Below are 24,416 nucleotides of genomic sequence, written 5' to 3'. Positions count from 1 at the left end.
ATAGAATTAGATGATATGTATTTTTGAAAATACTGTTCATTTCACAACTTTTTAGTTTGATAACTTATTTTAAAAAAAGTGCTAACTAATTAGGTTATGACGATCCAATTTTGGTTTAGAAAAATAACTGAATAAACCTAATTTTAGTTTTAAAGACTTGTGAACACTTATTAACAAGTTATGAGTTATGTTATCATAGTTATCCCAATAACTGAATAGAACTATTAACTACAAAAAAAACCGATATGTAGTTTTTTTTTGCTTTTTAAATCGATGAAAAACGTAATTAACTGATAATCAAAATTCTTGATATATAATTGTATCGAATTCCAAATTTATTATTTAATAAAACCTACAATTATGAAATCAAAATTACTTTATTTATCGTTTGTGATTAGTGTATTATTTTTAAATTATTCTAATGCTCAACAAACCTATGTACCAGATGATGTTTTAGAACAGTATCTAATAGACCAAGGTTACGACACAGTTTTAGATGATTATGTATTAACAAATAATATCATTAATATCACCGAAATAGATCTTGGTGCTAAAGGTGTTAGTGACTTAACCGGAATAGAAGATTTTACAGCACTAGTTACTTTAGATATATCAGAAAACACTTTACTAAATAGTGTAAATATCAATTCAAACACAGCTTTAATTAATTTGAATGCTTGGAATACTTCCATTAGTAATATAAATCTAAGTAATAATACAGCACTAGAGTATCTAAATATTTATAATACGTTAATAAGCAATATAGATGTGAGTAATAATACATCATTAGATTATATAAGTATTGCTAGTACATCTATAAGTGAATTAGACATTAGTAATAATACCTTATTAAATTATTTAAATGTATCTCAAACCAATCTTAGTAATTTAAATGTTACCAATAGTGCAGCCTTAGATTTCTTATTAGCTAATAATACACCAAATTTGGCTTGTATTACTGTTATAGATGAAATGGCGGCAACTGCAGGAACAGGTATATATGAAGATTGGGAAAAAGATGAAACTACGTATTATAGTGAAAGCTGTAGTTTAAGTAATTCGGATTTTAATATCACAGATATCTATGTTGGTCCAAATCCCATTAAAGATGAATTACAAATCGTATTAAATAATAATGATGTTTTAAAGGAAGTAAGCTTATTTGATATTTCTGGAAAACAAATTATTAAATCTACAAATACAACTGTTTTTACCAACCATTTAGCATCGGGTATATACTTGGTAAAAATAACAACAAATCGAGGTGAATTTAATTTAAAACTGGTAAAATCATAATAACACTGTTATTAATTATTAGTTTTTAATAGTCTACTAGTTAATTAGTTATGACTATAAAATACTTAAAAAACCGATTTACAGTTTTTTTTTGCTATAAAAATCGATGAAAAACCCACTGTATTGTTATTCAAAAAACTTGATATATCATTGTATCAGATTCCAAATCTATTAATTTATAAAAATCTACAATTATGAAACTAAAATTACTTTATTCGTCACTTTTATTTAGTGTATTATTTTTAAACAATTCTTATGCTCAACAAACTTATGTTCCAGATGATATTTTTGAAGAGTATTTAATAAACCAAGGTTATGACACGGTTTTAGATAATTATGTATTAACATCTAATATTTCTAATGTAACCACTGTAAATTTAAATGGTAAAAATGTTACTGATTTAACAGGTATAGCAGATTTTGAAGCATTAAACATTTTAAATGTTTCTGGTACGTTAATACTTAATTTAGATGTAAGTGCAAACACAGAATTAACAAATTTAAATGCTTATGATACTGCAATAAGTAGTTTAGATTTAACAGCTAACAGCGCTTTAACTAATTTATATGTTGATAATACTTTATTAAACAGATTAGATGTAAGTACTAATTTAGCCTTAACTGAATTATATATCTCTAATACAAATATTACTAGTATAGATGTAAGTTTAAATACAGCTTTAACATCTTTAAGTATTTCTGAAACGTCAATTGTCTTATTAGATGTGAGTACAAATACAGCTTTAACTTTTTTATCTGTTGTTAACACTCCAGTAAGTAGTTTAGATTTAAGTACTAATACAGTATTAACTTCATTTAAATCTTCAAATACTCAAAACTTGTATTGTATTACTGTCGCTGATGAATTAGCTGCAACGTCTGCTACAGGTAATTATTCTCAATGGCAAAAAGATGCTGATTGTAATTATAGTGAATCATGTGAAGAAACTTTTGTACCAGACGATGTTTTTGAGCAATACTTAATTGATGAAGGTTATGATTCTGGAGTATTAGATAATTTTGTACCTACTGCTAATATTAAAAATGTAGAGTTAGTAGATTTAAGCAATACAACTGTTGTTGACTTAACTGGTATTGAAGATTTTGATTCATTAACAACTTTAGATATATCTAATAGTAATGTCACAGCTTTAAATGTTAGTAATAATATATCATTGTCATTATTAAATATCAATGGTACTTTAATTAGTAGTTTAGATGTTAGTTTTAATATCAATTTAACCAGTTTAACTTCTGTAAATACAATTGATTTAACTTGTATTACGGTATTAGATGGAGCAGCAGCAAATGCAGGTACAGGTATCTATGTTGATTGGGAAAAAGATGCTAATTGTTCTTATAGTGCAAATTGTAGTGCTCCATTAAGTGATACAGAATTTAATGCATCTGAAGTTTATGTTGGTCCAAATCCAATTAAAAATGAATTGTTAATAAAACTAAATAATAGTGATATATTAAGAGAAGTTAACTTATTTGATATATCAGGTAAACTTGTCTTAAGATCTAATGCTACTACTATTAATACAAGTCATTTAGAAAGCGGGATGTATTTAGTACAAATTACCACTGAAAAAGGTAGTTTTACAAGAAAACTAGTGAAATAAAATTTATACCTTATTTATTTTAAACTTTAAAAACCCTGAGAAATTTCTCAGGGTTTTTAGTTTTAAAGACTTATTAAAAAGTAAATGGTCTTTCTACTAACCAACTTTAATTATTTGTAACTTTGTATTTCAAAAATTAACGAGATTTCTACTTTTACAGAAACCATTTAAAATTTTAAATTGATGAATATTTCAATAGGAAATGATCACGCAGGACCAGATTACAAATTTGCCATTGTAAAACATTTAGAAGCTAAAGGTTATACAATTAATAATTATGGAACAGATACATTAGACAGTGTAGATTATCCAGATTTTGTACATCCTGTAGCTAAAGATGTTGAGGCTAAAAAAGTAGATTTTGGTATTTTAATTTGTGGTAGTGCAAATGGAGTTGCCATGACAGCAAATAAATATCAGCACGTAAGAGCAGGTGTATGTTGGACAAATGAAATTACAGAACTAACACGTTTGCATAATAACGCTAATATTATATGTATTCCTGCACGTTTTACATCAATTCCGCAAGCCATTAAAATGGTGGATACCTTTTTAGAAACTAAATTTGAAGGTGGTCGTCATCAAAACCGTATAGATAAGATTCCATTATCATGTTAAATGAGTCATTCACATAACCATTCACATAATACTAAAGACTTAAAAGGTCAAAAGCTTTTAATTTCAATACTACTAAATATTGTTATTACAGTAGCTCAAGTTATCGGTGGTTTTGTTTCTGGCAGTCTTTCATTACTCAGTGATGCTTTACATAATTTTAGCGATGTTATTTCTTTAATAGTTAGTTATGTTGCTGCTAAATTGTCAAAACAAAAAGCATCTATTAATAGAACTTTTGGTTATAAACGTGCCGAAATTTTAGCTGCTTTTATTAATGCTAGTACGTTAATTATTGTGGCAGTAATCTTAATTTTTGAAGCTGTAAAACGTTTTAAAAATCCACAAGAAATAGAATCTGGTTTAGTTATTTTGTTAGCCGTTGTTGCCATTATAGGTAATGGTCTAAGCGTTTTATTATTAAGAAAAGATGCTAAAAATAATATTAATATGCGTTCTGCTTATCTGCATTTACTTACAGATATGTTAGCAAGTGTTGCAGTATTAATTGGTGGTTTATTAATGAAATACTATCAACTGTTTTGGGTAGATAGTTTATTAACCTTATTAATTGCATTATATTTAATTTGGGTGGGTTATGATTTACTAAAGACATCTACAAAAATGCTCATGTTGTTTACACCAGATGATATTAATATTAAAGAAGTTGTAAGGGCAGTTAATAAACTACCAAAGGTTAGTAAACTACATCATGTACATATTTGGAATTTAAGTGACGATGAGTTGCACTTAGAAGCCCATTTAGACTTAAAAGAAGACATTGCTACTACAGAATTTAATGATTTACTTTTAGATATTGAAACTGTCTTACATGATGAATTTAATATTAATCATGTCACCATTCAACCAGAGTTTAATAAAGAAGATCCAAAAGAGGTCATTGTACAAGATTAACTATGTTAATAACTAAAATAAGCGCTTTTAATGAACTTTCTATAGTAGAACTATATGATTTACTTCAATTAAGAAGTGAAGTCTTTGTAGTAGAACAAGACTGTGTATATCAAGATATTGATGGTAAAGATCAAAAGGCACTTCATGTTTTAGGTTATAAAAATGAAAAATTAGTGGCTTACACAAGAATTTTTAAGCCTGGAGATTATTTTAAGGAAGCTAGTATTGGTAGAGTAGTAGTGATGGAAAATGAAAGAGAGCACAGTTATGGTAATGTTATAATGAACGCGTCAATAAATGCAATTAAAATGCATTATAATGAAACCACTATTAAGATTTCTGCACAAACGTATTTAAAACGCTTTTACAATAATTTAAAATTTATTGAAGTAGGTGAGGAGTACTTAGAAGATGGTATTCCACATATAGCGATGTTACGTTCTTAGATTACTTTTCGTAAATTCTAGTGACTAAAATTTCTACACGTCTATCTAATTCTGGTTCACCACCAAGTGGTTCTTTTCTGCGCATACCAACATATTTCATTCGGTAATGTTTAACGCCTTTATCAGCTAAATAATCATATATATATTTAGCTCTTGCAACAGATAGATTTCTTTTTTTTGTTTTTCTATCTACAGCATCTCTATTGCCTTGTGTACAACAAACATGTCCTTCTATAGTAAAATAGATATTAGTCCGTTCTGCTAATATTTCTGCAATTTTATCGAGTACTAACTTAGAATCTTTAGTTAAGTAACTATAACCGGTTCTAAATAGTAAATTTTCGAGTAAAATTTTGTCGCCTTCTTTTAGGTCTCCTTTTAAAATGTCTTCCGTATTTACTTTTTTAGTGACCGTAGTATCTTCTTTAGGTTTAGGAGGAAAAACCGGAGTGACTATTATCTCAACTTTACGATTTAAACCACGTATTTTATTAAGGTTTTCTTCGTGAATTATATTTACTAAAATTTCACCTTTACCATCTACATTAGTGATTACGGATTCGTCAAATTCATTGTTAGAAAAAACTTCTTTTATAGCTTCTGCACGATTTTGAGATAATACTAAGTTATAATTATCGCTACCTCTATCATCAGTAAATCCGTAAATAGAAATTTTTTCAATATCAATATCCTCAATTTCAGATAAAAAAAGCAATAATCTACTGTGTTCTGTTTGAGGAATATTGTGTTGATCGGTTTCAAAATAAACTTCGTGTTTCAATTCTTTCTGAGAAAAAGAGAATTGAAAACATAGGCATAAAAGGATAACTAGGGACTTCATTTTATAATAATTTTCTTACTTACAGAAAATGTTTATGAGGTTAAATATAAAAAAAATAAAATTTCTATCTCAAAATACTTGCGTATTGCGACGGATTATTAAGAATATTTAAGGCCTTTTTAATTTCAGTATTATTAGCAGTGTAATAGGTATACAAACCTTCACTGTAGAAATAGCGTTTAATAATTTCGTCTGTAAGTAAAGTTTTTAATTGTGTTTTATTACCATCAATGGCATTAGATTTATAGGATTGTAATGCTTGAGTTAGATCGTTATACTCAGATGAAATTACAGCATCTAATTCTTCTTCTTTTGCAACATTAATAGCATTTGTTAAGGCTTTCTCGGTTTTTGTTTCAAAATTAAAACCGCTTATTTTTATATAATTTTTGAATTTTTTAAAGTCTGAATCCGAAAATTCAAAAGTCTTTAAATCGTCTACTTTATGACTGTAATAATAGTCTGTTGCGAAGTTAAAGACTAAGTTTTCGTTAGATATTGCTTTTGTAATTGGTGTTTGTTTAGCAAATTCAACTTCAACATCTGGTTGTACACCTCCTCCATCAAATACTTCACGTCCGTTTTTGGTTTTAAAAGCATTGTAATTTTCTTGTTTTGTTCTTGTGGCTTTTCCATTTTCATCACGATTCCAATAATCTAAGGCCTGAATACAACGACCAGATGGTGTGTAGTATCTAGAAATGGTAATCTTCATTTGTGTGCCATAAGTTAAAGGCTTAGGTCGCTGTACTAATCCTTTTCCAAAGCTTCTTGTACCAACTACCACAGCACGATCCATATCTTGTAAGGCACCAGAAACAATTTCACTTGCAGATGCGCTACTACCATCAATTAAAACAACTAATGGAATTTCAGTATCTATAGGTTCACGTTGTGTATAATACGTTTTGTTGTACTTTTTTACTTTCGATTTTGTAGTTACCACTAATTGATCTTTAGGCACAAAGATGTTAGTTACGTTTACAGCTTCGTTAAGTAATCCACCTGGATTTCCTCTTAAATCTAAAATTAATTGTGTTGCTCCTTGATTTTTTAATGCTTTAATAGCTCTAATAGTCTCAGAAGATGCTTTATTATTAAATTTTCTTAGAACAACATAACCTGTTTTTTCATCTACCATAGCGTAGTGCGGAACGGCTTTAATTTCTAAAGATTCTCTAATGATTTTTACGGTATTGGTTTTTCCTTGTCTTTTGTAGGTTACAGAAACTTCAGTTCCAGCTGCTCCTTGTAATAAGTTGGCTGCATCATCTTTAAAATCTGCTACAACAACTTTGTCTACTTTTATAATTTCGTCACCGGCTTTTAGGCCTGCTTTATCAGCGGCATAATTTTGATACGGTTCAACAATAACTAATTTATCTTTTAGTGTTAAAACTTTGGCTCCAATACCAGTATAATCGCCTGCGTTGTTAATTCTAGAAGCTTCTACGTCTTGTTCGTTATAAAATTGAGTGTAAGGATCTAAATCACTTAACATGCTTTTAATTGCTGTATCCATTAAGTCTCCAGGATTGGTATCATCAACATAGTTCATGTTAATCTCCTTAAAAAGCGTAGTAAATATCTCTATTTGCTTAGCAATTTCAAAAAAGTCGTTTTTAAAAGCGGTAGTGCCAAAAAAGATAAGCACAGCTAAAACTGGCAATACTATTTTATTACGTAGAAGTTTTTTCATTTGTCAGAATTATTAGAATCTGAATTTTTTATCAAAGGCTCATTTTGAGCCAAGAATTTTTTAAACAACAATTTTGTATTTGTATTTAATTTATCAAAAGTTGTTCCATCTTTACTAAGATACAAAATCATAAACGCATAAGAACCACAACTATTGTTAAAATACAATGGTTTATTAAGTCTATAGGCTTCGCGAAGCAAACGTTTTATCCTATTTCTCGCTACAGCAGTTTTGTGTAAACGCTTACTTACGGAAACACTTGTTTTTAGTTGAGAGCCATCTTCAAAATCAGTTTTTAGATATACCAATCTCAGCGGATAAGCTGTAACAGCTTTCCCTTCAGTAAAAAGTTGTTCAATTAGCTTTTTACTTTTTAATTTATCTTTTCTAGAATATGTGAAGGTCATTAGTATACATTGAATGTAGCAAAAATAGAAAACTGTATTGATTTGATACGGTTTTATGAGTTCTATATTATAATACAGCTATTCTTTTGTAACTTATTATTTTTCTTTCCATTAAAGCCTATTCTTTTTTTTACGAATCATATTAAACAACTCAATAATGATAAAACGGAAAATATTTAATCAAAACCAGACAATTTAACCTCATAAAAATCTTAAATTTGAATAGATTATATATAAATGAAAACTGAAAATAGGTTAGAAAGCATAGCCGATTTATTATTAGATATAGCATCAATATTAATGGTTTCTGGTGCAAATACTAATAGGGTAGATGTTAATATAGATCGTTTTGCTTCTGTGTTAAATTGTGAATCTTATAGTTTAATAAGTCAAAAAACTATGATACTCACAGTCATAGATAATAAAACCAATGAAAATTACACTAAGGTAAAAAACCTACCTGCTCACAAAATAGATTTTACTATTATTTCGGCTATAAGCAAAACGAGTTGGAATGCACTTGATGAAGATTGGTCGCTTTCTCAAATTTCGAAAGAAATAGAAATCATTAAACGGCAAAAAAGGTATCCAAGATTGGTGGTGCTAATAGCAGTAAGTTTTGCAGGAGCTGGTTTTTGCAAAATATTTGGAGGAGATTATCTTAATTTAGCTTTGGCATTTATTAGTACATTTTTTGGCTTATTTATACTTCAAGCAGCGCATAAAAGGAAGTTTAATACTTATGTAAGTGTATTTTTAGCGTCATTAACAGCATCACTTTTAGCTTCATTAGGTATCCTTTTTAATTTAGGAACACAACCAGATGCAACATTAGCAACTTCTATTTTATTTTTAGTTCCTGGTGTTGCGTTAATTAATTCCTTTACAGATCTTATAGATAAAAATGTATTAAATGGTGTGGTACGATTTACTAATGGAATAATGACAGTTTTAGCAATAGCACTTGGACTTTTTGTAGCCATGTTAATTTTTCAATTAAAATGATAACAACGATACTAGAATTGTTAGAAGTCTCCGCTTGGGCAGGTATTGCGGCAGTAGGTTTTGGGATATTATTTAATATACCTAGAAAAGCCATACTTACCGTTTTTCTATTAGGATTTGGAGCTGGTTTTATAAAGTTTATTTTGTTGCATTATAACATCAATATTGTATTAGCAAGTTTAATAGCAGCTTCTTTTGTAGGTGTTTTAAGTTTGCCATTAGCTCATGGTATACATCAACCTCCTGTTGTATTTTCTATACCTGCAGTTATACCAATGATACCAGGTTATTATGCGTACGAAATGGTATTATCTATTATGTCTTTTACATTTTTAGAAAAAGACGATCCTAAAGGGTTGGTTTTTATGGAAGCTATATTTTCTAATGGCTTTACCATGTTGTTTATACTAATTTCTTTAACTATAGGTGTGTCTTTGCCGCTTTTACTTTTACGGAAACATACTGCTAAAAGAGTAGATTTAAGATAATAATTTTTGATCATTTTATCTTGTTATAAATTATAATAACGATGCTTAAATCTTATCATAAAAAAAGGTTACAGACATAAGAAATATCTGTAACCTTTTATAGGTTTATAAAAATAAGTTATTACTATAGTTTTAGTTTATACCAAACACATTATTCTCTCTATTTATATCTGCCATCATTTGAGACGAATCAATTTCAACTGATTTCACTTCTTTTTTAGCGTCAAATGAATAGGTAGGCATTGCCCAAGCCCAATCATTAATAAGAGTTGCTGAGGTAGGTTTTTCACCACGCATCATTTGTAGTGGAATATAAAAGTCTTCTGTAGAGCCATCAGTATAAGTCACTGTAAGATCTATAGGCATTGGCATTAAGCCAATACGTTCTAAGGTAATAGAATTACCTTCTACTGTTTTTACTCCGTAATCTATAGTATTTGTTGTTTGTGCAAAATCTATAAAATACCAATCGAGTTCAAAATCTGTGATACGTTCTGCGGTTCTAATAATATCGAATGGTTTAGGATGCTTAAAAGAAAAATCATCAAAATATGTCTTAATAGTTTTAGCTAAATTCTCTTCGCCTATAACATAACCTAATTGCGCTAAAAACACAGCTCCTTTACTATAAGCAGCAGCACCATATACCTGATTGTATTTGTATCTATCCGAATGTGTTGTTAAAGGTTGTTCTAGACCAGAGTTTGCTAATCCTAAATATCCTCTATAAGAACCAGAAAGTGGATTAGATTTTTTATCCTCACGAAGCGAGTTCATCGCTAATGCAGAAATATAACTTGTAAAACCTTCATCCATCCATTCATGTTTAGATTCATTACTAGCTAACAAAAATTGAAACCAAGTATGTGCCAACTCATGTGCTGTAACTCCTAATAAACTTCCATATTTACGTTTTCCTGTAATTAGTGTACACATGGCATATTCCATGCCTCCATCTCCACCTTGAATTACAGAATATTGTTCATAAGGATATTCGCCAATATTTTCATTGTAAAAATCCATTAACATGGCAGTTTCTGATGGTAATTTTTTCCAATTGTCTAAATATTCTTGCTCTAAATCACTCTTATAGTAAAAGTGAAGCGTTGGACCATTTGGCATTTGATATGTATCATGAATAAAATCTGGATCTGCAGCCCAAGTAAAATCATGAACTTTCGGTGCTTTAAAATGATGAGTTTTCTTTCCAGAAGTTTCTGTAGGCTCACCTTGAAGATATCCTGTACCACCAACAACGTAATCTTTATCTATGGTTAATTTTACATCAAAATCTCCCCAAACACCATGAAATTCTCTGCCTAAATAAGGATCTGCATGCCAGCCTTCATCATCGTACTCTGCTAATTTAGGGTACCATTGAGCCATAGATAAAGCAACACCTTCTTTATTATTTCTTCCTGAACGGCGAATTTGAACTGGAACTTGGGCATCAAAATCCATGTCAAAAGTCACTTGTTCACCTGGTTGAATAGGTTTATTTAGTTGCACTTCTAAAACGGTACCAGCAGTTTTATGAGAAACTGAAGTTCCATTTTGTGTCAAAGTATTAACTTTTATATAACCGATCTCATTTGGTTTAAGAAGACTAATGCGATCACCAACTCTAGGATCTGGATCTTGGATAGTACGAGAACGCACATCCATTTCACTTCCTGGCTGAAAAGCATTAAAAAATAAATGGTAATAAACTCGGTTTATAACATCTGGAGAGTTATTGGTATACACCAACTTTTGTTTGCCTTTATACTGGTAATTATTGACATCCATATCAATCTCCATAGCATAATCTACGTGTTGTTGCCAATAACCATTCGCTATATTGTTTTGATGTTTAGTTGTGTTTGTTGCCTGTTTTGCAGTACCACAAGAGACAAGAATTAAAACTGAAAAAAGGCTAATAATGAATTGTTTCATGTGTATATGTTTATTGTTTTAGTGATTAACGATTCTTTTTGAATGGTAAAATTTTAAACATGCTTGGTTCTCAAAAATATCTGTAATATGAAGAAGTTATTTAAACTTCAAAAATAAAAATAGGTTATTGAGTTATTTAGTCGGAATGTCAAAATAACTCAATAACCTAATTACTTAATACATTTTCAATTTAAAAATGATTCTAAACTATAATTTAGAAGCCATAATTAAAGCATTGTATGCATTGGCAATTCTACCAGATGTAGACAAATCTGAAAACGATTTAACGTTAGATGCATCTCCACCAACAACAACTTTAGTTGTTAATGGTAAACCAGATTCTAAAACAACTTGTTTTACCTGTGCAGCTGTTAATTTAGGGTAGTACGAGCGTACTAACGCTACTACACCTGCAACAGCTGGCGATGCCATTGATGTACCACCAATACTTTCGTAATCATTTTCTGGGAAAGTAGAATAGATGGCAGAGCCTGGAGCAAAAATATCAACATTCTTTTTTCCGTAATTAGAAAAACCAGAAACCATTTTAGACCCGTACTTGTTGGTTAAAGAACCCACTCTAATATAGGTGTTTGAAACTTCAACAAAATCAACATTATCATCTGGGAAATTACGCTCTACATCTACATTTTTACTATCGTTACCAGCAGCATGTACAAAAACAACATCATTATCAGAAGCATATTTTATAGCATCTCTTACCCATTCTGCATGTGGAGAAAATGACTTTCCAAAACTTCCATTAATTACTTTTGCTCCATTATCTACAGCGTAACGAATCGCTAATGCAACATCTTTATCATATTCATCTCCATTTGGTACTGCTCTAATAGACATAATCTCTACGTTATTAGCAACACCATTAGCTCCTTTTCCGTTATTACGTTCTGCAGCAATGATACCTGCAACGTGAGTACCATGAGATTCAGATTTTTTAACAGGTTTTACGTTTCCATTGCCATAACCTTTATCTGATAAATCGTTAATATTATCTCCAGTTTTACGACCAGAAAAGTTTTTATTTAAGTTAAAGTTTAAACGTTCGTTAATACTTTCTAAACCATTATTAATTTCTTTTTGTGCATCAACTAAAGTTAATCCATTGCCATTCATTCCGTTAGCTATTTGAATAGCTTGTAAAAGGGCTTCATCTTCAGTTTTTATAGCATTTACTTCTTTAATAGTATAGTCACTTTTTCCAAAGTGCTTTGTTAAAGTTTCGTGTGCTCCATTTACAGCTTGTGCAATTTGGTCGTACTGCGTTTTACGCCCTGTCCATAATTGGTAATCTTCATCATATTTTGTTTTTGCTATTGAGAAATCTGGATTAGATGTATCACCTGAAGCTAAAATACGTACATACTCTAATTGCTCATCGTAAGCGTCACCTAAGAAATTCCAACCATGTATATCATCAACATAGCCATTGTTATCATCATCTTTTCCATTATTAGGTATTTCTCCTTTATTGGTCCAAATGACTCCGTCTAAATCTTCGTGATCAATATCAATACCAGAATCTATAACTGCTACGATCACTTTTTTTCCTTTTTTGTTTTTAATGATTTCAGCATAGGCCTTATCAACGCTCATACCTGGAATGGTGTCATTTAAAAGATCTAAATGTCCCCAATTTTTTGCTTCAGCATCAGTTAAATCTGTTACTTTTAAAGGTGATGTATCTATATTTTCAATTGGAGTAGAAAGGATATCTGATGTTCCTCCACAGCCTAAAAATAGTGTTCCTGCAAATCCTAAATAGGCTATTAATCGGTAATTAAATTTCATTTTTTTTAGTTTATATTTTAGTTAAATAATGTTTGGGTTGTAAAAGTTTCATTGAGTCTCACACCTTTTTCCGTGTGCTTAACTGTTATAATTTCGTTGTGAGCATCGTGTTCTAAAAACAAATAGAAGTTGTTGTCTGCAGCCATATTTAGAAACAATTCTTTTTCATCGAGAGTTAATAAAGGTCTAGTATCATAACCCATTACAAACGGCATTGGTAAATGACCAACAGTTGGTAATAAGTCTGCCATAAAACAAATGGTTTTTCCTTTGTATTGTATCATAGGAATCATTTGCTTATCCGTATGTCCATTAGCAAAGAAAATATCAAAACCTAATCCCGAATCTTTTAATATATGTTGTTCTGGTACGTCAGTAAATTTTAGCTGACCACTGTCTTGCATTGGTAAAATATTCTCTTTTAAAAATGAAGCAACTTCACGTCTGTTTGGTTCTGTTGCCCATTTCCAATGGTCCTTATTACTCCAAAAGTGAGCGTTTTTAAATGCCGGTTCATAGCCTGTTCGGTCTTTGTTCCATTGAATGCTTCCTCCACAATGATCAAAATGAAGGTGCGTCATAAATACATCTGTAATATCATCTCTATGAAATCCGTGCGATGCTAATGATTTATCGATACTGTCATCTCCGTAAAGAAAATAATAGCCATAAAACTTGTCGCTTTGTTTATTGCCCATTCCCGTATCTATTAAAATAAGACGATCACCATCTTCAATTAACAAACAGCGCGCAGCAATGTCTATCATGTTGTTGTTATCCGCAGGATTGGTGCGTTGCCATATAGATTTTGGTACTACTCCGAACATAGCACCACCATCAAGCTTAAAATTTCCAGATTGAATAGGGTATAATTGCATTTTAGTAAGATTTAAAAAGTCATGCAAATTACTAAAAGCTTTAAAACTAATTGTTGTTAGTCACAATTAATTAAAGGATATTTAACAAAAAAGTAGTGGAGTCTTTATCTTTATAAAAATAATTACATTTAGCACAAGAAGTACTTTCAATAAATTTTAAATTGTATGGGGAAATCTAAGAAAAAGAATCTATTGAGTTTTGGTCGTGATTTTGATCCAGATCAAAAGGTAATATTAAGGGATTATTTAGCCATTGAACGTACGCGTTTAGCTAATGAGCGTACACTGTTATCTTATGTTAGATCATCTTTGTACTTGTTATTAGGTGCTATTGCTTTATATCAATTAAAAGAGTTTGCAAATTTTGAATACTTAGCTCTTGTTGCTTTAATTTTTTGCGTAATATTTTTTGTAATCGGTGTTTATAGATTTACACTTTTAAAAAGAAGTTTGAAAAAGCTTTATTATAATGCAGAGAAGCAAAAGGATTTATAATTATAAAGAAATGACCTGTTTCAAACGCTTTCCAAAGTCAAATAATGCTTTTACCTCTTTAGTACTTGCTAAACGTTCTTTATTAAACACTAATAAACAAGTTCCGTTAGATTCTATATGGTAGTAAGGATTGCTTTCAAAGAAATGAGTGATTTCATCATTAAAAAACGCTTTAATAGCCACTTCATTTTCACCTAATAAATAAAAACGTTTATTAAAATCTGAATGTTCTTGAATTGGAATATCCTTAAAACCTGCAAAGGCATATACTTTTTCTAAAAACCCTTCTCTGTCTAGAGTAAATTTAGGGATTTTTTTATCTAATGTCATATACAACATCGTAGTTCGGATGGTTTCTTTAGCTATAAATTCACCTTCAGAAAATTCGATATCAAAAATACTAATAGAATTATTTTTTGTCCTTAGTTTGTTATAAATATGGCGAATATTTTTTGTTCTAAAAAAATGAAATTTATCTAAAAAGTAGGTTTCTTTTTCGTTCTTAGAATCATAAGATAACTCATAATTTTGAGCAAAATCTTCAAGTGTATTTTGACGTTTTGTTAAACCACTTTTAAGAATACCAGTAACAGGTAATAAACGTCTTAATGCAAAAGGGTGTTCGGAATCTGAATCGTGTAAATCTAAACCAATAACGCAAAAATTACCATCTCTTTTTATAAATAGATCTCTGTAATTATTTAGGTTTTCCATCACAGTATGATCCACAAATTTGCAAAGTGAAAAATCAATAATGACGTCGCTATTTTCTGGGACAGCATCAAGCTTTTCTTTTAATCTATAGAAATTTAAAAAGCTACAAAAATGTTTAACACTCACATAATAATTACCATTATCTTGTTCTTGATACATTAATACATTAGGCTTTAATACATTTCTAAAAAAGAGTGAAGCACTTTTATTTATAACTATATGAATTAAAAATGTAACTAGTACACCAGAAAGAATGCCTGTGATAAGTCCAATTTTTAAGGTTACGAATAGTGTGACAAAAAAGATAATAATCTGTTCTTTCCCTATTGAAAATATTTTTTTAATTGTAATTGGTGATGCCAATTTATAACCTGTAAATACTAAAATTGCCATTAAAGCAGGTAATGGAATACGAGTTAATTGCGTACTAAAGAGCACTATGAAAATGACTAAAAAAGTTGCATGAAAAAAGTTTGAAGACCTATTAGTTGCGTTATTATTAACGTTCACAGAACTTCTAGCAATAACTGTAACCACATTTAAACCACCTAAAAAACCACTACCAATGGTTGCTAATCCTAAGGCTTTTAAATCCAAGTTTACATTAGATCGTCTTTTTTCTGGATCTAATTTATCTACCGCTTTTATACTTAGTAAAGATTCAATACTCGCAATTAATGTTAGTGCTAAAACACTAGACCAAAACGGAAATGTCCCAACTTTCCCAAAATTTACAGTTGGCAATTGAGCTATAATATCTTTAAATTCTGGTATACCAGAAATCATATAAACTGAAGAAATTGGATTCATTTCGTGTGCAACTAATTCAAAATAATAACTGAATCCAACAGATAAAATAACAATCCACATTGGTGCAGGTATCAATTGTAGATACTTGTTTCTAATTTTAGGATAGAACACCATAATAATTAAACTTAAAACACCTGCAGCTGCTGCATAAATTAAACCTGTTTTATCATAATGAATAGCATCGTTAATAGTAAACGGAATTTCAATAAGATAATCTATAGTGTCATCACGCTTAATTTTATGAGCGAGCATAATATGAAATTGCTTTCCAAGAATAATGAGTCCTATAGCAGCAAGCATACCTTGTATGGCAGAAGAAGGGAAAAAATCGGCTAGTTTTCCCATTCTTAAAAACCCTAAAGCTGCTAAAAGAATTCCAGAACAGATAATGGCTGCATAAGCACTTTCTAATCCTAAGGTGGTTATTGCAACTAAAAGTACACCTACCAAACCATTTCCAGGACCAGCAATGGTAACATTACTACCTCCAAAAATAGAAACCACAACACCTCCAACTACTGCTGCAATAATACCTGCTATTGGTGGAGCTTCACTTGCCATAGCTAAGCCCAAACCTAATGGTAATGCAATAAGACTTACCACAAAACCAGAAAAAATGTTTTTGGGTAATGCCTTAACAAAAGCTTTTAATTTATTTGGTTTTGGACTCATTGAATGATTAAAACATCTGTTGGTAATTCGGTTAATATGTGTTCAATATCGTGAGGGAAAAGACGATCCCAAAACGTCATTTTACTTGGTGAATTCATAATTAATAAATCGGCTCTTGCAATTTGTGCATAATGACCAATAGAATACCCTTTTTTACCAAAAATGGGTTGAGATTTTATAGAAATGCCCTTGGTGTATTCTTCCGGAATATCTTCCATTAAAGCTTTTACACGTGCATTTTCTCTGAGTTTTATACGTTCTTTTACAATATTTGCCATTCGTAGAGATTTATCATCTTCTACTTTTATCGCTAATTCATCTTGTGTTATTTCTTCAACAATAGTTACTTTATTAACGCTTAATGCCTTTGCAACATAAAATGCAGAAGCAATAGTTTCTTTAGTTTTTGGGTCTTTTAATCCGTTAACAACAATGTGCTCAAAAGGAATTCTTTCTACTGATGGTTTTATGAGCAGTAAAATAGAACACTTAGCTTGTCGTGTAATTTTTCGGGCAATAGAACCTACATAATATTTTAAGAAATTTTCGCGTTGTAGTGCCCCTAAAATCAGTAAGTCAATATTTTTTTCTTTTGAAGTTGATAAAATAACCTCTACTGGATCACCTGGCTTAAATACAATTTCTACGTCTAAATCATCGTTTAAAAATGGCTCTAAAATAGCCTTGAATTTAGCTTCTTTTTCAGATGATTTATCACCAACATGAATTAAAACAAAACGTGTTTTAAGCATTTGCGATAGCCTTGCGGCTTCATAAATATTAGCTTTTAGATTTGGTGAGAATGTAACACCAATTCCTATGGTTTTAAAAGGTTTTAAAGACAATTTAGTTGTTATTGCTTAGTTAGTCAGTTTTGAAAGATAGTCAATTTTAAAAATCTATAAGTTATAAAAGTAATTTCGGCCCTTTAAAAACTGTATTAATTTAGTATTTTCACAAAAAAGTAATTAGATGTTAGAATTAGCAGGAATCATTATACTTGGCATATTAGCACAATGGGTAGCATGGAAATTTAAAATTCCAGCAATTTTACCATTGATTTTAATTGGGCTTTTGGTTGGGCCAATTGCAGCAGAATTTTTAAGTGAAGACGGTACAAAATGGATTGAACCCATTTGGAATGGTGAAAAGGGATTATTTCCTGGTGATAGCTTATATTATTTTGTATCTCTTGCCATAAGTATTATTTTATTTGAAGGTGGATTAACCTTAAAACGTTCTGAAATAAAAAATGTAGGTCCAGTGATTACAAAACTAATTACTGTTGGTTCTGCCATTACTTTTTTTGGAGCAGGTATAGTTGCCCATTATATTTTTGAACTCAGTTGGGATTTATCATTTCTATTTGCAGGCCTTATAATTGTTACAGGACCTACGGTAATAACACCTATTTTAAGAAATATTCCACTTAAAAAAGATGTATCTACAGTTTTAAAATGGGAAGGCATACTTATAGACCCAATTGGAGCTTTAGTTGCCGTTTTGGTATTTGAATTTATTAGTGTTGGTGGAGATAGTGGATTTACCAAAACAGCATTAATGGAATTTGGTAAAATTGTATTATTCGGTACAACATTTGGGTTTACATTCGCTCACGCTTTAGCTTTTGCTATAAATAAAAAACTTATTCCACATTATTTATTAAATGTGGTTTCGCTATCAACAGTATTACTTGTTTTTGTAGAATCAGAATTATTTGCGCACGAGTCTGGTTTATTAGCGGTTGTAGTCATGGGAATGGTCTTAGGTAATAGCAAACTTGAAAATCTTAAAGAACTTTTATACTTTAAAGAATCGCTGAGTGTCTTATTAATTTCTATATTATTTATTCTCTTAGCTGCAAATATTAATATTGACGATCTGCTACTGCTTTACACCTGGAAAACTGCTATACTTTTTGCTGTTGTTGTCTTTATAATTAGACCTTTAGCTGTATTTGTAAGTACCTATGGCTCTAAACTTAATCTTAACGAAAAACTATTTATAAGTTGGGTAGGACCTCGTGGTATTGTTGCCGCTGGTATTGCGTCACTTTTTGGAAGTAAATTAATGAAACAAGGAGTTGAAGGGGCAGAATACATTACACCTTTAGTATTTATGATAGTTTTAGGTACGGTTTTATTAAATGCCACTACAGCACGTTTATTTGCAAGATTAGTGGGTGTGTTTTTAAAACAATCTAATGGTATTTTAATTGTAGGTGCTTCTAAATTATCGCGATTATTAGGGCATTATTTAGAAACCAATGGAAGACATGTTGTATTAATTGATAGTAACCAAAACAATATTGATAAAGCAGCAGAATTAGGTCTTGAGGCTTTAAATACAAATATATATTCTGATACACTTTCAGATAATATTGAATTAAATGATGTGGGTTATATAATGGCAATGACAGGAAACTCTGATATTAATGCTTATGTCATTGAGAAGTTTGGTAAAGAATTTGGGGAAAACGGTTCTTATAGATTAGTGACAGCAGATGAAATGAATAACCTTGAAAAAAGCCCTGAAGAAGGTTTATTCTCTCCAACCGATGATTATATTAACTTATTAGAAGTTACTCGAAAATATCCTGCAATTCAAGAAATTGAATTAGATGGCAAGGAACATTTTGAAAACCTTATAGAAATGACAAGGAAGGATAAATACAAGATTCCTTTATTTTTAAAGGATGATGAAGGAGAGCTTCATATTATATCTTCATTTAATTCTAAAACTAGAGATATAGGCGAAGGTTTTAAATTGGTCTATTTAGGTAAACCATTTGATGTTGAAAAAGTGGTTACGGAGGACTAATTTTGTTAAAAACACAAGCCCTTGATTAAGAATTGTTTAATGATTGTTTAGTTAAAATAAGAATTAGCCTATAGTTATATTGAAAAATTATCGATTTAGTATAAACGGTGTTTTTACTGACTATTTTTTTTGTATTTATAATAAATTGTGCATTTTTACCAAAACTTTAACAAAAACCAAACTATTATGAAAAAATTTATTTTATCTCTTGCTGTAATTGCTGCTATCGGTTTCACTTCTTGTTCATCTGACGATGATAACGGAGGAAGTGATAATGGAGGTTGTGAAACTTGTGAGTTTGATTTTTTAGGAACTACTGTTTCTACTGAATACTGTGATAACGGAGATGGAACTATGGATGTTACTACTGAAGGTACAACTGAAACAGTTGATTTAGAAGGACAAGATTATGACACTTTTATTTCTGCTTTAGAATCATCAGGTTTTACTTGTAGCTAAGATAGTTACTAGTTATAAACATAAAAAAACAGAAGCCATTAGCTTCTGTTTTTTTTTGCTTATAATCTAATTAATCATTTAATTTCAATACAGCCATAAACGCTTGTTGAGGTATTTCTACATTACCTACTTGTCTCATACGTTTCTTTCCTTTTTTCTGCTTCTCAAGCAACTTACGTTTACGAGAAATATCACCACCATAACATTTAGCCGTAACATCTTTACGAAGTGCTTTTACCGTTTCACGTGCAATAATTTTTGCACCAATAGCAGCTTGAATAGGAATATCAAACTGTTGTCTTGGAATTAATTCCTTTAACTTCTCACACATCTTTTTACCTATGTGGTGCGCATTATCTGCATGTATTAAAGCCGAAAGGGCATCTACAGGTTGTGCATTTAACAAGACATCTAATCGTACTAATTTAGAGGCTCGCATGCCTATTGGATGATAATCGAAAGAAGCATAACCTTTAGATACTGTTTTTAAGCGATCGTAAAAATCAAAAACAATTTCTGCTAATGGCATTTCAAAAATCAACTCTACACGTTCTGTTGTTAAATAAGTTTGATTAACAATCATTCCACGTTTCTCTATACACAGACTCATAACGTTACCAACAAAATCAGCTTTGGTAATTATAGTTGCTTTAATAAATGGCTCTTCAACACGGTTTACAGTGGTTGGCTCTGGTAAATCACTAGGATTGTTTACAATAAAAGCAACATCAGGATTTTTATTAGTGTAAGCATGGTAAGATACGTTAGGCACCGTTGTAATTACAGTCATATCAAACTCACGCTCTAAACGTTCTTGGATGATTTCCATGTGCAACATTCCTAAGAATCCACAACGGAAACCAAAACCTAAAGCAGCAGAACTTTCGGGTTGAAACACTAAGGATGCATCGTTAAGCTGCAGTTTTTCCATAGAATTTCTAAGTTCTTCGTAATCTTCAGTATCAACAGGGTATATACCTGCAAAAACCATAGGTTTTACATCTTCAAAACCTTCAATAATATTTGTTGTTGGGTTGGCAAAGTCTGTAATGGTATCACCAACTTTTACTTCTTTAGCTGTTTTTATACCTGTAATTAAATAGCCAACATCACCTGCTTTTACACTTTGTTTTGCTACCTGGTTTAATTTTAAAGTTCCAACTTCATCTGCAAAATATTCTTTTCCTGTGGCAACGAATTTAATTTTCTGACCTTTTTTAATTTCACCATTAAAAACTCTAAAGTACGTTTCAATACCTCTAAATGTATTATAAACAGAGTCAAAAATTAAAGCTTGAAGTGGTTCATCCACATTGCCTTTTGGTGCAGGAATACGTTCAATAATGGCTTTTAGAATATTTTCAACTCCAAAACCTGTTTTTCCACTGGCGTGAATTACTTCTTCAGGCTCACATCCTAAAAGATCAACAATATCGTCTGTAACTTCTTCTGGGTTTGCACTAGGTAAATCTACTTTGTTTAATACCGGAATAATCTCTAAGTCATTTTCTAGAGCCAAGTATAAATTAGAAATTGTTTGTGCTTGGATACTTTGAGCAGCGTCTACAATTAATAATGCACCTTCACAAGCCGCAATAGAACGCGATACTTCATAAGAAAAATCAACGTGACCAGGCGTATCTATAAGATTAAGAACATATTTTTCACCTTCATATTCATAATCCATTTGTATGGCATGCGATTTTATGGTAATACCACGTTCGCGTTCCAAATCCATGCTATCCAAAAGTTGAGCTTGCTGTTCGCGAGCAGTTACGGAACCCGTAACGTCTAATAAACGATCAGCTAATGTACTTTTCCCGTGGTCAATATGTGCAATAATGCAAAAATTACGTATGTTCTTCATGTCTCTTTCTAAGGCAATGAACTTAATTATATCAGTTCAATATGTAATTTGCAAATATAATTGATTTCTTGCGCATTAGTGTATCTAAAAATTTGTTTTATAAAAAGGGCTTTACTGCGGAAAAACCACAGCAACAAGTTAAAAACAATTCATATCTTGCAATATAAACCTAATTTAGTGATTGCTAACCTACGATATTTTTTAAGCGCCATTCTTTTCATGCTCAGTCTTGTAGTATTGGCTCAAGAAGTATCAGTTTCTGGGCAAGTGGTAGATTTTAATAATGAGCCTATTGCATTATCTAATGTGGTTTTGTTAGCTGAGGATGGCAGTACTTTTTTAAAAGGGACATCAACAGATGATGAAGGTAATTTTACAGTCAATAATATTCCATTAGCAACCTATTTTATTAAAATTAGTTTTATTGGTTTTCAAGAATTTTATCAAAAAATTATTCTAAGAGGAAATTTGGATTTAAAAAAAATTGAGCTCAATGAAATTCCAGAGAACTTAGACGAAGTTACTGTTATTGCAAAAAAACCGACTATAACACGTAAGCCAGACCGCTTAATTTTTAATATAGAAAATACGGCTTTAACGGAAGGTTCTACGCTTGGTGTTTTAAAAAGTACACCAGGAGTCATTGTTTCAGATAGTGGTATTAATATTAAAAATGCACCAGCTACGGTTTTTATTAATAACCGTCGTGTACAATTAACGGCTAACGAGCTTATAAATTTATTAGAAAGTGCACCTGCCAATAGTATTAAATCAGTTGAAGTTATTACAAATCCGCCTGCGAGTTATGATGCAGATTCTGGTTCTGTAATAAATATTATAATGAGTAAAAACTTAATTACAGGTTATAGAGGTAGTTTGCTTACTAATTATGCACAAGGTGTTTTTCCTAGATATAATACAAGTACAAGCCATTACTTTAAAAACAATAAAATTAATCTAAATCTTAATTACAGCTTTACTAAGAAGAAAATTAATAGAGATCAAGACGATACGGTTAATTTTTTGGAGAATCCAGATCCATTACAGGAAGATGTTTATGAGATTTATGAAATATGGGAATCTAATACCAACAGAAATACCTGGTCAGAAACGCACAATCTTAACCTTAGTTTTGATTATTATTTAGATGATAAAAATACGTTGAGCCTTACAAGTACAGGGTTATATACACCATATTTTAAATATCAATTAAAAAATAACACTAATATTAACGATGAAAATTCGGTTTTTCAAGGGAGTTATACATCAGATAATATCTCTAGAGATAACAAGTACAATATTGGTACAGATCTAATTTTTAGACACGACTTTGAAAATAATGCAAATCTTACATTTAATGCGCATTATACCATTTATGATTATGAGCGAGATCAAAATGTATTTACTAACAATTTTGATGCTAATGATGATTTTCTGGGCAATTCAGAATTTAACACTATTGCAAATCAGAAGACTAACATAATTACAGGTAAAATAGATTACAGTTTACCAATTAATGAAACTTCTAGTTTAGATTTAGGGGTAAAATATTCTAATATAAATACAGATAGCGATATTGTAAGATTAGATGTTATTGGTGGTTCTGAAGTTATAAATACAGACAATACAGATGCTTTTATGTACGATGAAAACGTATTTGCAGCTTATGGTAATTATAGCACATCTTGGGATAAATGGGATTTAAGTTTGGGATTAAGAGTAGAGCAATCTAATATAGAGGGTAAATCGGTTACGCTTGGAGAAACAAACACTCAAGATTATTTTGGTTGGTTTCCTAACGCAAGTTTATCGCATCAGGTATTAGAAGACGTAAGTATTTACGGAAATTATAAACGTAGCATTACAAGACCAAGTTATACAAGTTTAAATCCATTTTCATTCTTTTTAAATGAAAACACCATTGTTTTAGGTAATCCTAATTTAGTACCAACATATAGAGATCATTTTGTAGTTGGAACTAATTTTTTAGAACATTTTACAGTTGAAGCGTATTATATGAATTATGATGGAGATATTGTGGAGTTACTTAGGCAAAATAACCAAACAAACATTGTTGAAATTACACCCACAAATCTAGATAAGAAAGTAGATTTCGGCTTTGATTTTCTATTTAACTATGATATAACGAGCATTTGGAATGTGTATGCCGTTACTTCTTTTTATAATAGTACTGAAGAAGCTAATTTTGGCGAAGGTTTTGTGAAATTTAATCAGTGGTCTAATTACAGTGCTTTACAGAATAATATTGCAATGTTGGAAGATCAAAGTTTAAATGTAAATTTAACGCTTGCATGGGTTGGTAAAAATCTGCTAGAACTTCAAAATGTTGAAGATAGATTATTTTCAGAGCTCAGTATAACAAAGTCAGTACTCAATAAAAAAGGTGTGATTTCACTGACAGTAGAAGATTTATTTAATTTACAGAACCAAGAGACTTCACTTAAGTACTTAAATCAGTCTAGTAATAGTTTTGTAGATATAGACAATCGTTTCATTAAACTCGGTTTTCGCTACAAATTTGGTAACACAAAACTTAGTACTAACGAGCGTACTACCAGCGAAGAAGAGCGTCAAAGATTAAATGACATGCAATAACGGA

Annotated in this window: 20 protein-coding genes; 11 read left to right on the top strand and 9 right to left on the bottom strand. The window is 30.6% G+C overall.

Features of this window, described 5'->3' with window-relative positions; genetic code table 11:
- Window positions 1–360: 360 nt before the first annotated feature.
- The 5 genes from ACJJVO_RS12295 to ACJJVO_RS12275 all read left to right on the top strand — a co-directional run bounded on the left by ACJJVO_RS12295 (window position 361) and on the right by ACJJVO_RS12275 (window position 4,897).
- Window positions 361–1,296, top strand: a complete 936-nt coding sequence (locus ACJJVO_RS12295) for a T9SS type A sorting domain-containing protein (RefSeq protein WP_405574575.1) — start codon at window positions 361–363, stop codon at window positions 1,294–1,296.
- 194 nt (window positions 1,297–1,490) lie between these two features.
- A complete protein-coding gene (locus ACJJVO_RS12290; protein WP_405574572.1) occupies window positions 1,491–2,921 on the top strand; it encodes a T9SS type A sorting domain-containing protein in 1,431 nt (476 codons plus the stop codon).
- Window positions 2,922–3,104: 183 nt separating this feature from the next.
- Window positions 3,105–3,539, top strand: a complete 435-nt coding sequence (gene rpiB, locus ACJJVO_RS12285) for a ribose 5-phosphate isomerase B (RefSeq protein WP_405574569.1) — start codon at window positions 3,105–3,107, stop codon at window positions 3,537–3,539.
- The gene (locus tag ACJJVO_RS12280) at window positions 3,540–4,451 is read left to right on the top strand and encodes a cation diffusion facilitator family transporter (RefSeq protein WP_405574566.1); all 912 of its coding nucleotides are present in this window, start codon (window positions 3,540–3,542) and stop codon (window positions 4,449–4,451) included.
- A gap of 2 nt (window positions 4,452–4,453) precedes the next feature.
- A complete protein-coding gene (locus tag ACJJVO_RS12275; protein WP_405574564.1) occupies window positions 4,454–4,897 on the top strand; it encodes a GNAT family N-acetyltransferase in 444 nt (147 codons plus the stop codon).
- A gap of 1 nt (window position 4,898) precedes the next feature.
- On the opposite strand, the gene ACJJVO_RS12270 is transcribed toward ACJJVO_RS12275, so the two are convergent.
- The 3 genes from ACJJVO_RS12270 to rnpA all read right to left on the bottom strand — a co-directional run bounded on the left by ACJJVO_RS12270 (window position 4,899) and on the right by rnpA (window position 7,844).
- Window positions 4,899–5,738, bottom strand: coding sequence for an OmpA family protein (locus tag ACJJVO_RS12270; RefSeq protein ID WP_405574561.1), 840 nt, complete (start codon window positions 5,736–5,738; stop codon window positions 4,899–4,901).
- A 64-nt stretch (window positions 5,739–5,802) separates the two neighbouring features.
- Window positions 5,803–7,437 (bottom strand): S41 family peptidase, encoded by a 1,635-nt coding sequence (locus tag ACJJVO_RS12265; RefSeq protein WP_405574559.1) that lies wholly within the window; start codon window positions 7,435–7,437, stop codon window positions 5,803–5,805.
- Complete coding sequence (gene rnpA, locus ACJJVO_RS12260; RefSeq protein ID WP_405574556.1) at window positions 7,434–7,844, bottom strand: ribonuclease P protein component; 411 nt, start codon at window positions 7,842–7,844, stop codon at window positions 7,434–7,436. Before rnpA ends, ACJJVO_RS12265 begins: the two co-directional genes overlap by 4 nt.
- Before the next feature lie 237 nt (window positions 7,845–8,081).
- Here rnpA and ACJJVO_RS12255 point away from each other — a divergent pair, with 237 nt between their 5' ends.
- Together ACJJVO_RS12255 and ACJJVO_RS12250 are read left to right on the top strand one after the other, a co-directional pair.
- Window positions 8,082–8,849 carry a threonine/serine exporter ThrE family protein gene (locus ACJJVO_RS12255; RefSeq protein ID WP_405574553.1) on the top strand — a complete coding sequence of 256 codons (768 nt, stop codon included), beginning with the start codon at window positions 8,082–8,084 and terminating at the stop codon, window positions 8,847–8,849.
- Window positions 8,846–9,337, top strand: coding sequence for a threonine/serine exporter family protein (locus tag ACJJVO_RS12250; protein WP_405574550.1), 492 nt, complete (start codon window positions 8,846–8,848; stop codon window positions 9,335–9,337). Before ACJJVO_RS12255 ends, ACJJVO_RS12250 begins: the two co-directional genes overlap by 4 nt.
- A 132-nt stretch (window positions 9,338–9,469) precedes the next feature.
- Here ACJJVO_RS12250 and ACJJVO_RS12245 read toward each other — a convergent pair whose 3' ends face one another.
- The 3 genes from ACJJVO_RS12245 to ACJJVO_RS12235 all read right to left on the bottom strand — a co-directional run bounded on the left by ACJJVO_RS12245 (window position 9,470) and on the right by ACJJVO_RS12235 (window position 13,959).
- The gene (locus tag ACJJVO_RS12245) at window positions 9,470–11,272 is read right to left on the bottom strand and encodes a M1 family metallopeptidase (RefSeq protein WP_405574548.1); all 1,803 of its coding nucleotides are present in this window, start codon (window positions 11,270–11,272) and stop codon (window positions 9,470–9,472) included.
- Window positions 11,273–11,479: 207 nt separating this feature from the next.
- Window positions 11,480–13,081 (bottom strand): S8 family peptidase, encoded by a 1,602-nt coding sequence (locus tag ACJJVO_RS12240; protein ID WP_405574545.1) that lies wholly within the window; start codon window positions 13,079–13,081, stop codon window positions 11,480–11,482.
- Window positions 13,082–13,098: 17 nt separating this feature from the next.
- Window positions 13,099–13,959, bottom strand: coding sequence for an MBL fold metallo-hydrolase (locus tag ACJJVO_RS12235; RefSeq protein WP_405574542.1), 861 nt, complete (start codon window positions 13,957–13,959; stop codon window positions 13,099–13,101).
- Between the two features lie 165 nt (window positions 13,960–14,124).
- Here ACJJVO_RS12235 and ACJJVO_RS12230 point away from each other — a divergent pair, with 165 nt between their 5' ends.
- Window positions 14,125–14,454 (top strand): DUF202 domain-containing protein, encoded by a 330-nt coding sequence (locus ACJJVO_RS12230; RefSeq protein WP_405574540.1) that lies wholly within the window; start codon window positions 14,125–14,127, stop codon window positions 14,452–14,454.
- Here the strand turns inward: ACJJVO_RS12230 and ACJJVO_RS12225 are convergent, their stop codons facing one another.
- Both ACJJVO_RS12225 and ACJJVO_RS12220 read right to left on the bottom strand, forming a co-directional pair.
- Window positions 14,455–16,650, bottom strand: coding sequence for a SulP family inorganic anion transporter (locus tag ACJJVO_RS12225; protein ID WP_405574537.1), 2,196 nt, complete (start codon window positions 16,648–16,650; stop codon window positions 14,455–14,457).
- Entirely contained in the window at window positions 16,647–17,495 is an 849-nt protein-coding gene (locus ACJJVO_RS12220) for a universal stress protein (protein ID WP_405574535.1), read from the bottom strand. The genes ACJJVO_RS12225 and ACJJVO_RS12220 overlap by 4 nt, the downstream gene beginning before the upstream one ends.
- 127 nt (window positions 17,496–17,622) lie before the next feature.
- On the opposite strand from ACJJVO_RS12220, the gene ACJJVO_RS12215 reads away from it, so the two are divergent.
- Together ACJJVO_RS12215 and ACJJVO_RS12210 are read left to right on the top strand one after the other, a co-directional pair.
- Window positions 17,623–19,470 carry a cation:proton antiporter gene (locus ACJJVO_RS12215; protein WP_405574532.1) on the top strand — a complete coding sequence of 616 codons (1,848 nt, stop codon included), beginning with the start codon at window positions 17,623–17,625 and terminating at the stop codon, window positions 19,468–19,470.
- 186 nt (window positions 19,471–19,656) lie between these two features.
- Window positions 19,657–19,929, top strand: a complete 273-nt coding sequence (locus ACJJVO_RS12210) for a hypothetical protein (protein ID WP_405574529.1) — start codon at window positions 19,657–19,659, stop codon at window positions 19,927–19,929.
- A 70-nt stretch (window positions 19,930–19,999) separates the two neighbouring features.
- On the opposite strand, the gene lepA is transcribed toward ACJJVO_RS12210, so the two are convergent.
- Window positions 20,000–21,796, bottom strand: a complete 1,797-nt coding sequence (gene lepA, locus ACJJVO_RS12205) for a translation elongation factor 4 (protein WP_405574526.1) — start codon at window positions 21,794–21,796, stop codon at window positions 20,000–20,002.
- Window positions 21,797–22,015: 219 nt separating this feature from the next.
- Here lepA and ACJJVO_RS12200 point away from each other — a divergent pair, with 219 nt between their 5' ends.
- Complete coding sequence (locus ACJJVO_RS12200; RefSeq protein ID WP_405574524.1) at window positions 22,016–24,412, top strand: TonB-dependent receptor domain-containing protein; 2,397 nt, start codon at window positions 22,016–22,018, stop codon at window positions 24,410–24,412.
- The last annotated feature ends 4 nt before the right edge of the window (window positions 24,413–24,416 follow it).

This window comes from Winogradskyella sp. Asnod2-B02-A, assembly GCF_045063645.1.
Lineage (GTDB): Bacteria > Bacteroidota > Bacteroidia > Flavobacteriales > Flavobacteriaceae > Winogradskyella.
Note: the sequence above shows the minus strand (reverse complement) of the source record. Positions and strands in the feature narration are given on the sequence as shown.

What these genes read in the sequence shown, in the direction of transcription:
- lepA (WP_405574526.1), bottom strand. Translation starts at nt 21,796, where the DNA reads ATGAAGAACATACGTAATTTTTGCATTATTGCACATATTGACCACGGG.
- ACJJVO_RS12230 (WP_405574540.1), top strand. Translation starts at nt 14,125, where the DNA reads ATGGGGAAATCTAAGAAAAAGAATCTATTGAGTTTTGGTCGTGATTTT.
- ACJJVO_RS12270 (WP_405574561.1), bottom strand. Translation starts at nt 5,738, where the DNA reads ATGAAGTCCCTAGTTATCCTTTTATGCCTATGTTTTCAATTCTCTTTT.
- ACJJVO_RS12235 (WP_405574542.1), bottom strand. Translation starts at nt 13,959, where the DNA reads ATGCAATTATACCCTATTCAATCTGGAAATTTTAAGCTTGATGGTGGT.
- ACJJVO_RS12265 (WP_405574559.1), bottom strand. Translation starts at nt 7,437, where the DNA reads ATGAAAAAACTTCTACGTAATAAAATAGTATTGCCAGTTTTAGCTGTG.
- ACJJVO_RS12215 (WP_405574532.1), top strand. Translation starts at nt 17,623, where the DNA reads ATGTTAGAATTAGCAGGAATCATTATACTTGGCATATTAGCACAATGG.
- ACJJVO_RS12280 (WP_405574566.1), top strand. Translation starts at nt 3,540, where the DNA reads ATGAGTCATTCACATAACCATTCACATAATACTAAAGACTTAAAAGGT.
- ACJJVO_RS12225 (WP_405574537.1), bottom strand. Translation starts at nt 16,650, where the DNA reads ATGAGTCCAAAACCAAATAAATTAAAAGCTTTTGTTAAGGCATTACCC.
- ACJJVO_RS12275 (WP_405574564.1), top strand. Translation starts at nt 4,454, where the DNA reads ATGTTAATAACTAAAATAAGCGCTTTTAATGAACTTTCTATAGTAGAA.
- ACJJVO_RS12290 (WP_405574572.1), top strand. Translation starts at nt 1,491, where the DNA reads ATGAAACTAAAATTACTTTATTCGTCACTTTTATTTAGTGTATTATTT.
- ACJJVO_RS12210 (WP_405574529.1), top strand. Translation starts at nt 19,657, where the DNA reads ATGAAAAAATTTATTTTATCTCTTGCTGTAATTGCTGCTATCGGTTTC.
- ACJJVO_RS12255 (WP_405574553.1), top strand. Translation starts at nt 8,082, where the DNA reads ATGAAAACTGAAAATAGGTTAGAAAGCATAGCCGATTTATTATTAGAT.
- rpiB (WP_405574569.1), top strand. Translation starts at nt 3,105, where the DNA reads ATGAATATTTCAATAGGAAATGATCACGCAGGACCAGATTACAAATTT.
- ACJJVO_RS12250 (WP_405574550.1), top strand. Translation starts at nt 8,846, where the DNA reads ATGATAACAACGATACTAGAATTGTTAGAAGTCTCCGCTTGGGCAGGT.
- ACJJVO_RS12240 (WP_405574545.1), bottom strand. Translation starts at nt 13,081, where the DNA reads ATGAAATTTAATTACCGATTAATAGCCTATTTAGGATTTGCAGGAACA.
- ACJJVO_RS12200 (WP_405574524.1), top strand. Translation starts at nt 22,016, where the DNA reads ATGCTCAGTCTTGTAGTATTGGCTCAAGAAGTATCAGTTTCTGGGCAA.
- ACJJVO_RS12245 (WP_405574548.1), bottom strand. Translation starts at nt 11,272, where the DNA reads ATGAAACAATTCATTATTAGCCTTTTTTCAGTTTTAATTCTTGTCTCT.
- ACJJVO_RS12295 (WP_405574575.1), top strand. Translation starts at nt 361, where the DNA reads ATGAAATCAAAATTACTTTATTTATCGTTTGTGATTAGTGTATTATTT.
- rnpA (WP_405574556.1), bottom strand. Translation starts at nt 7,844, where the DNA reads ATGACCTTCACATATTCTAGAAAAGATAAATTAAAAAGTAAAAAGCTA.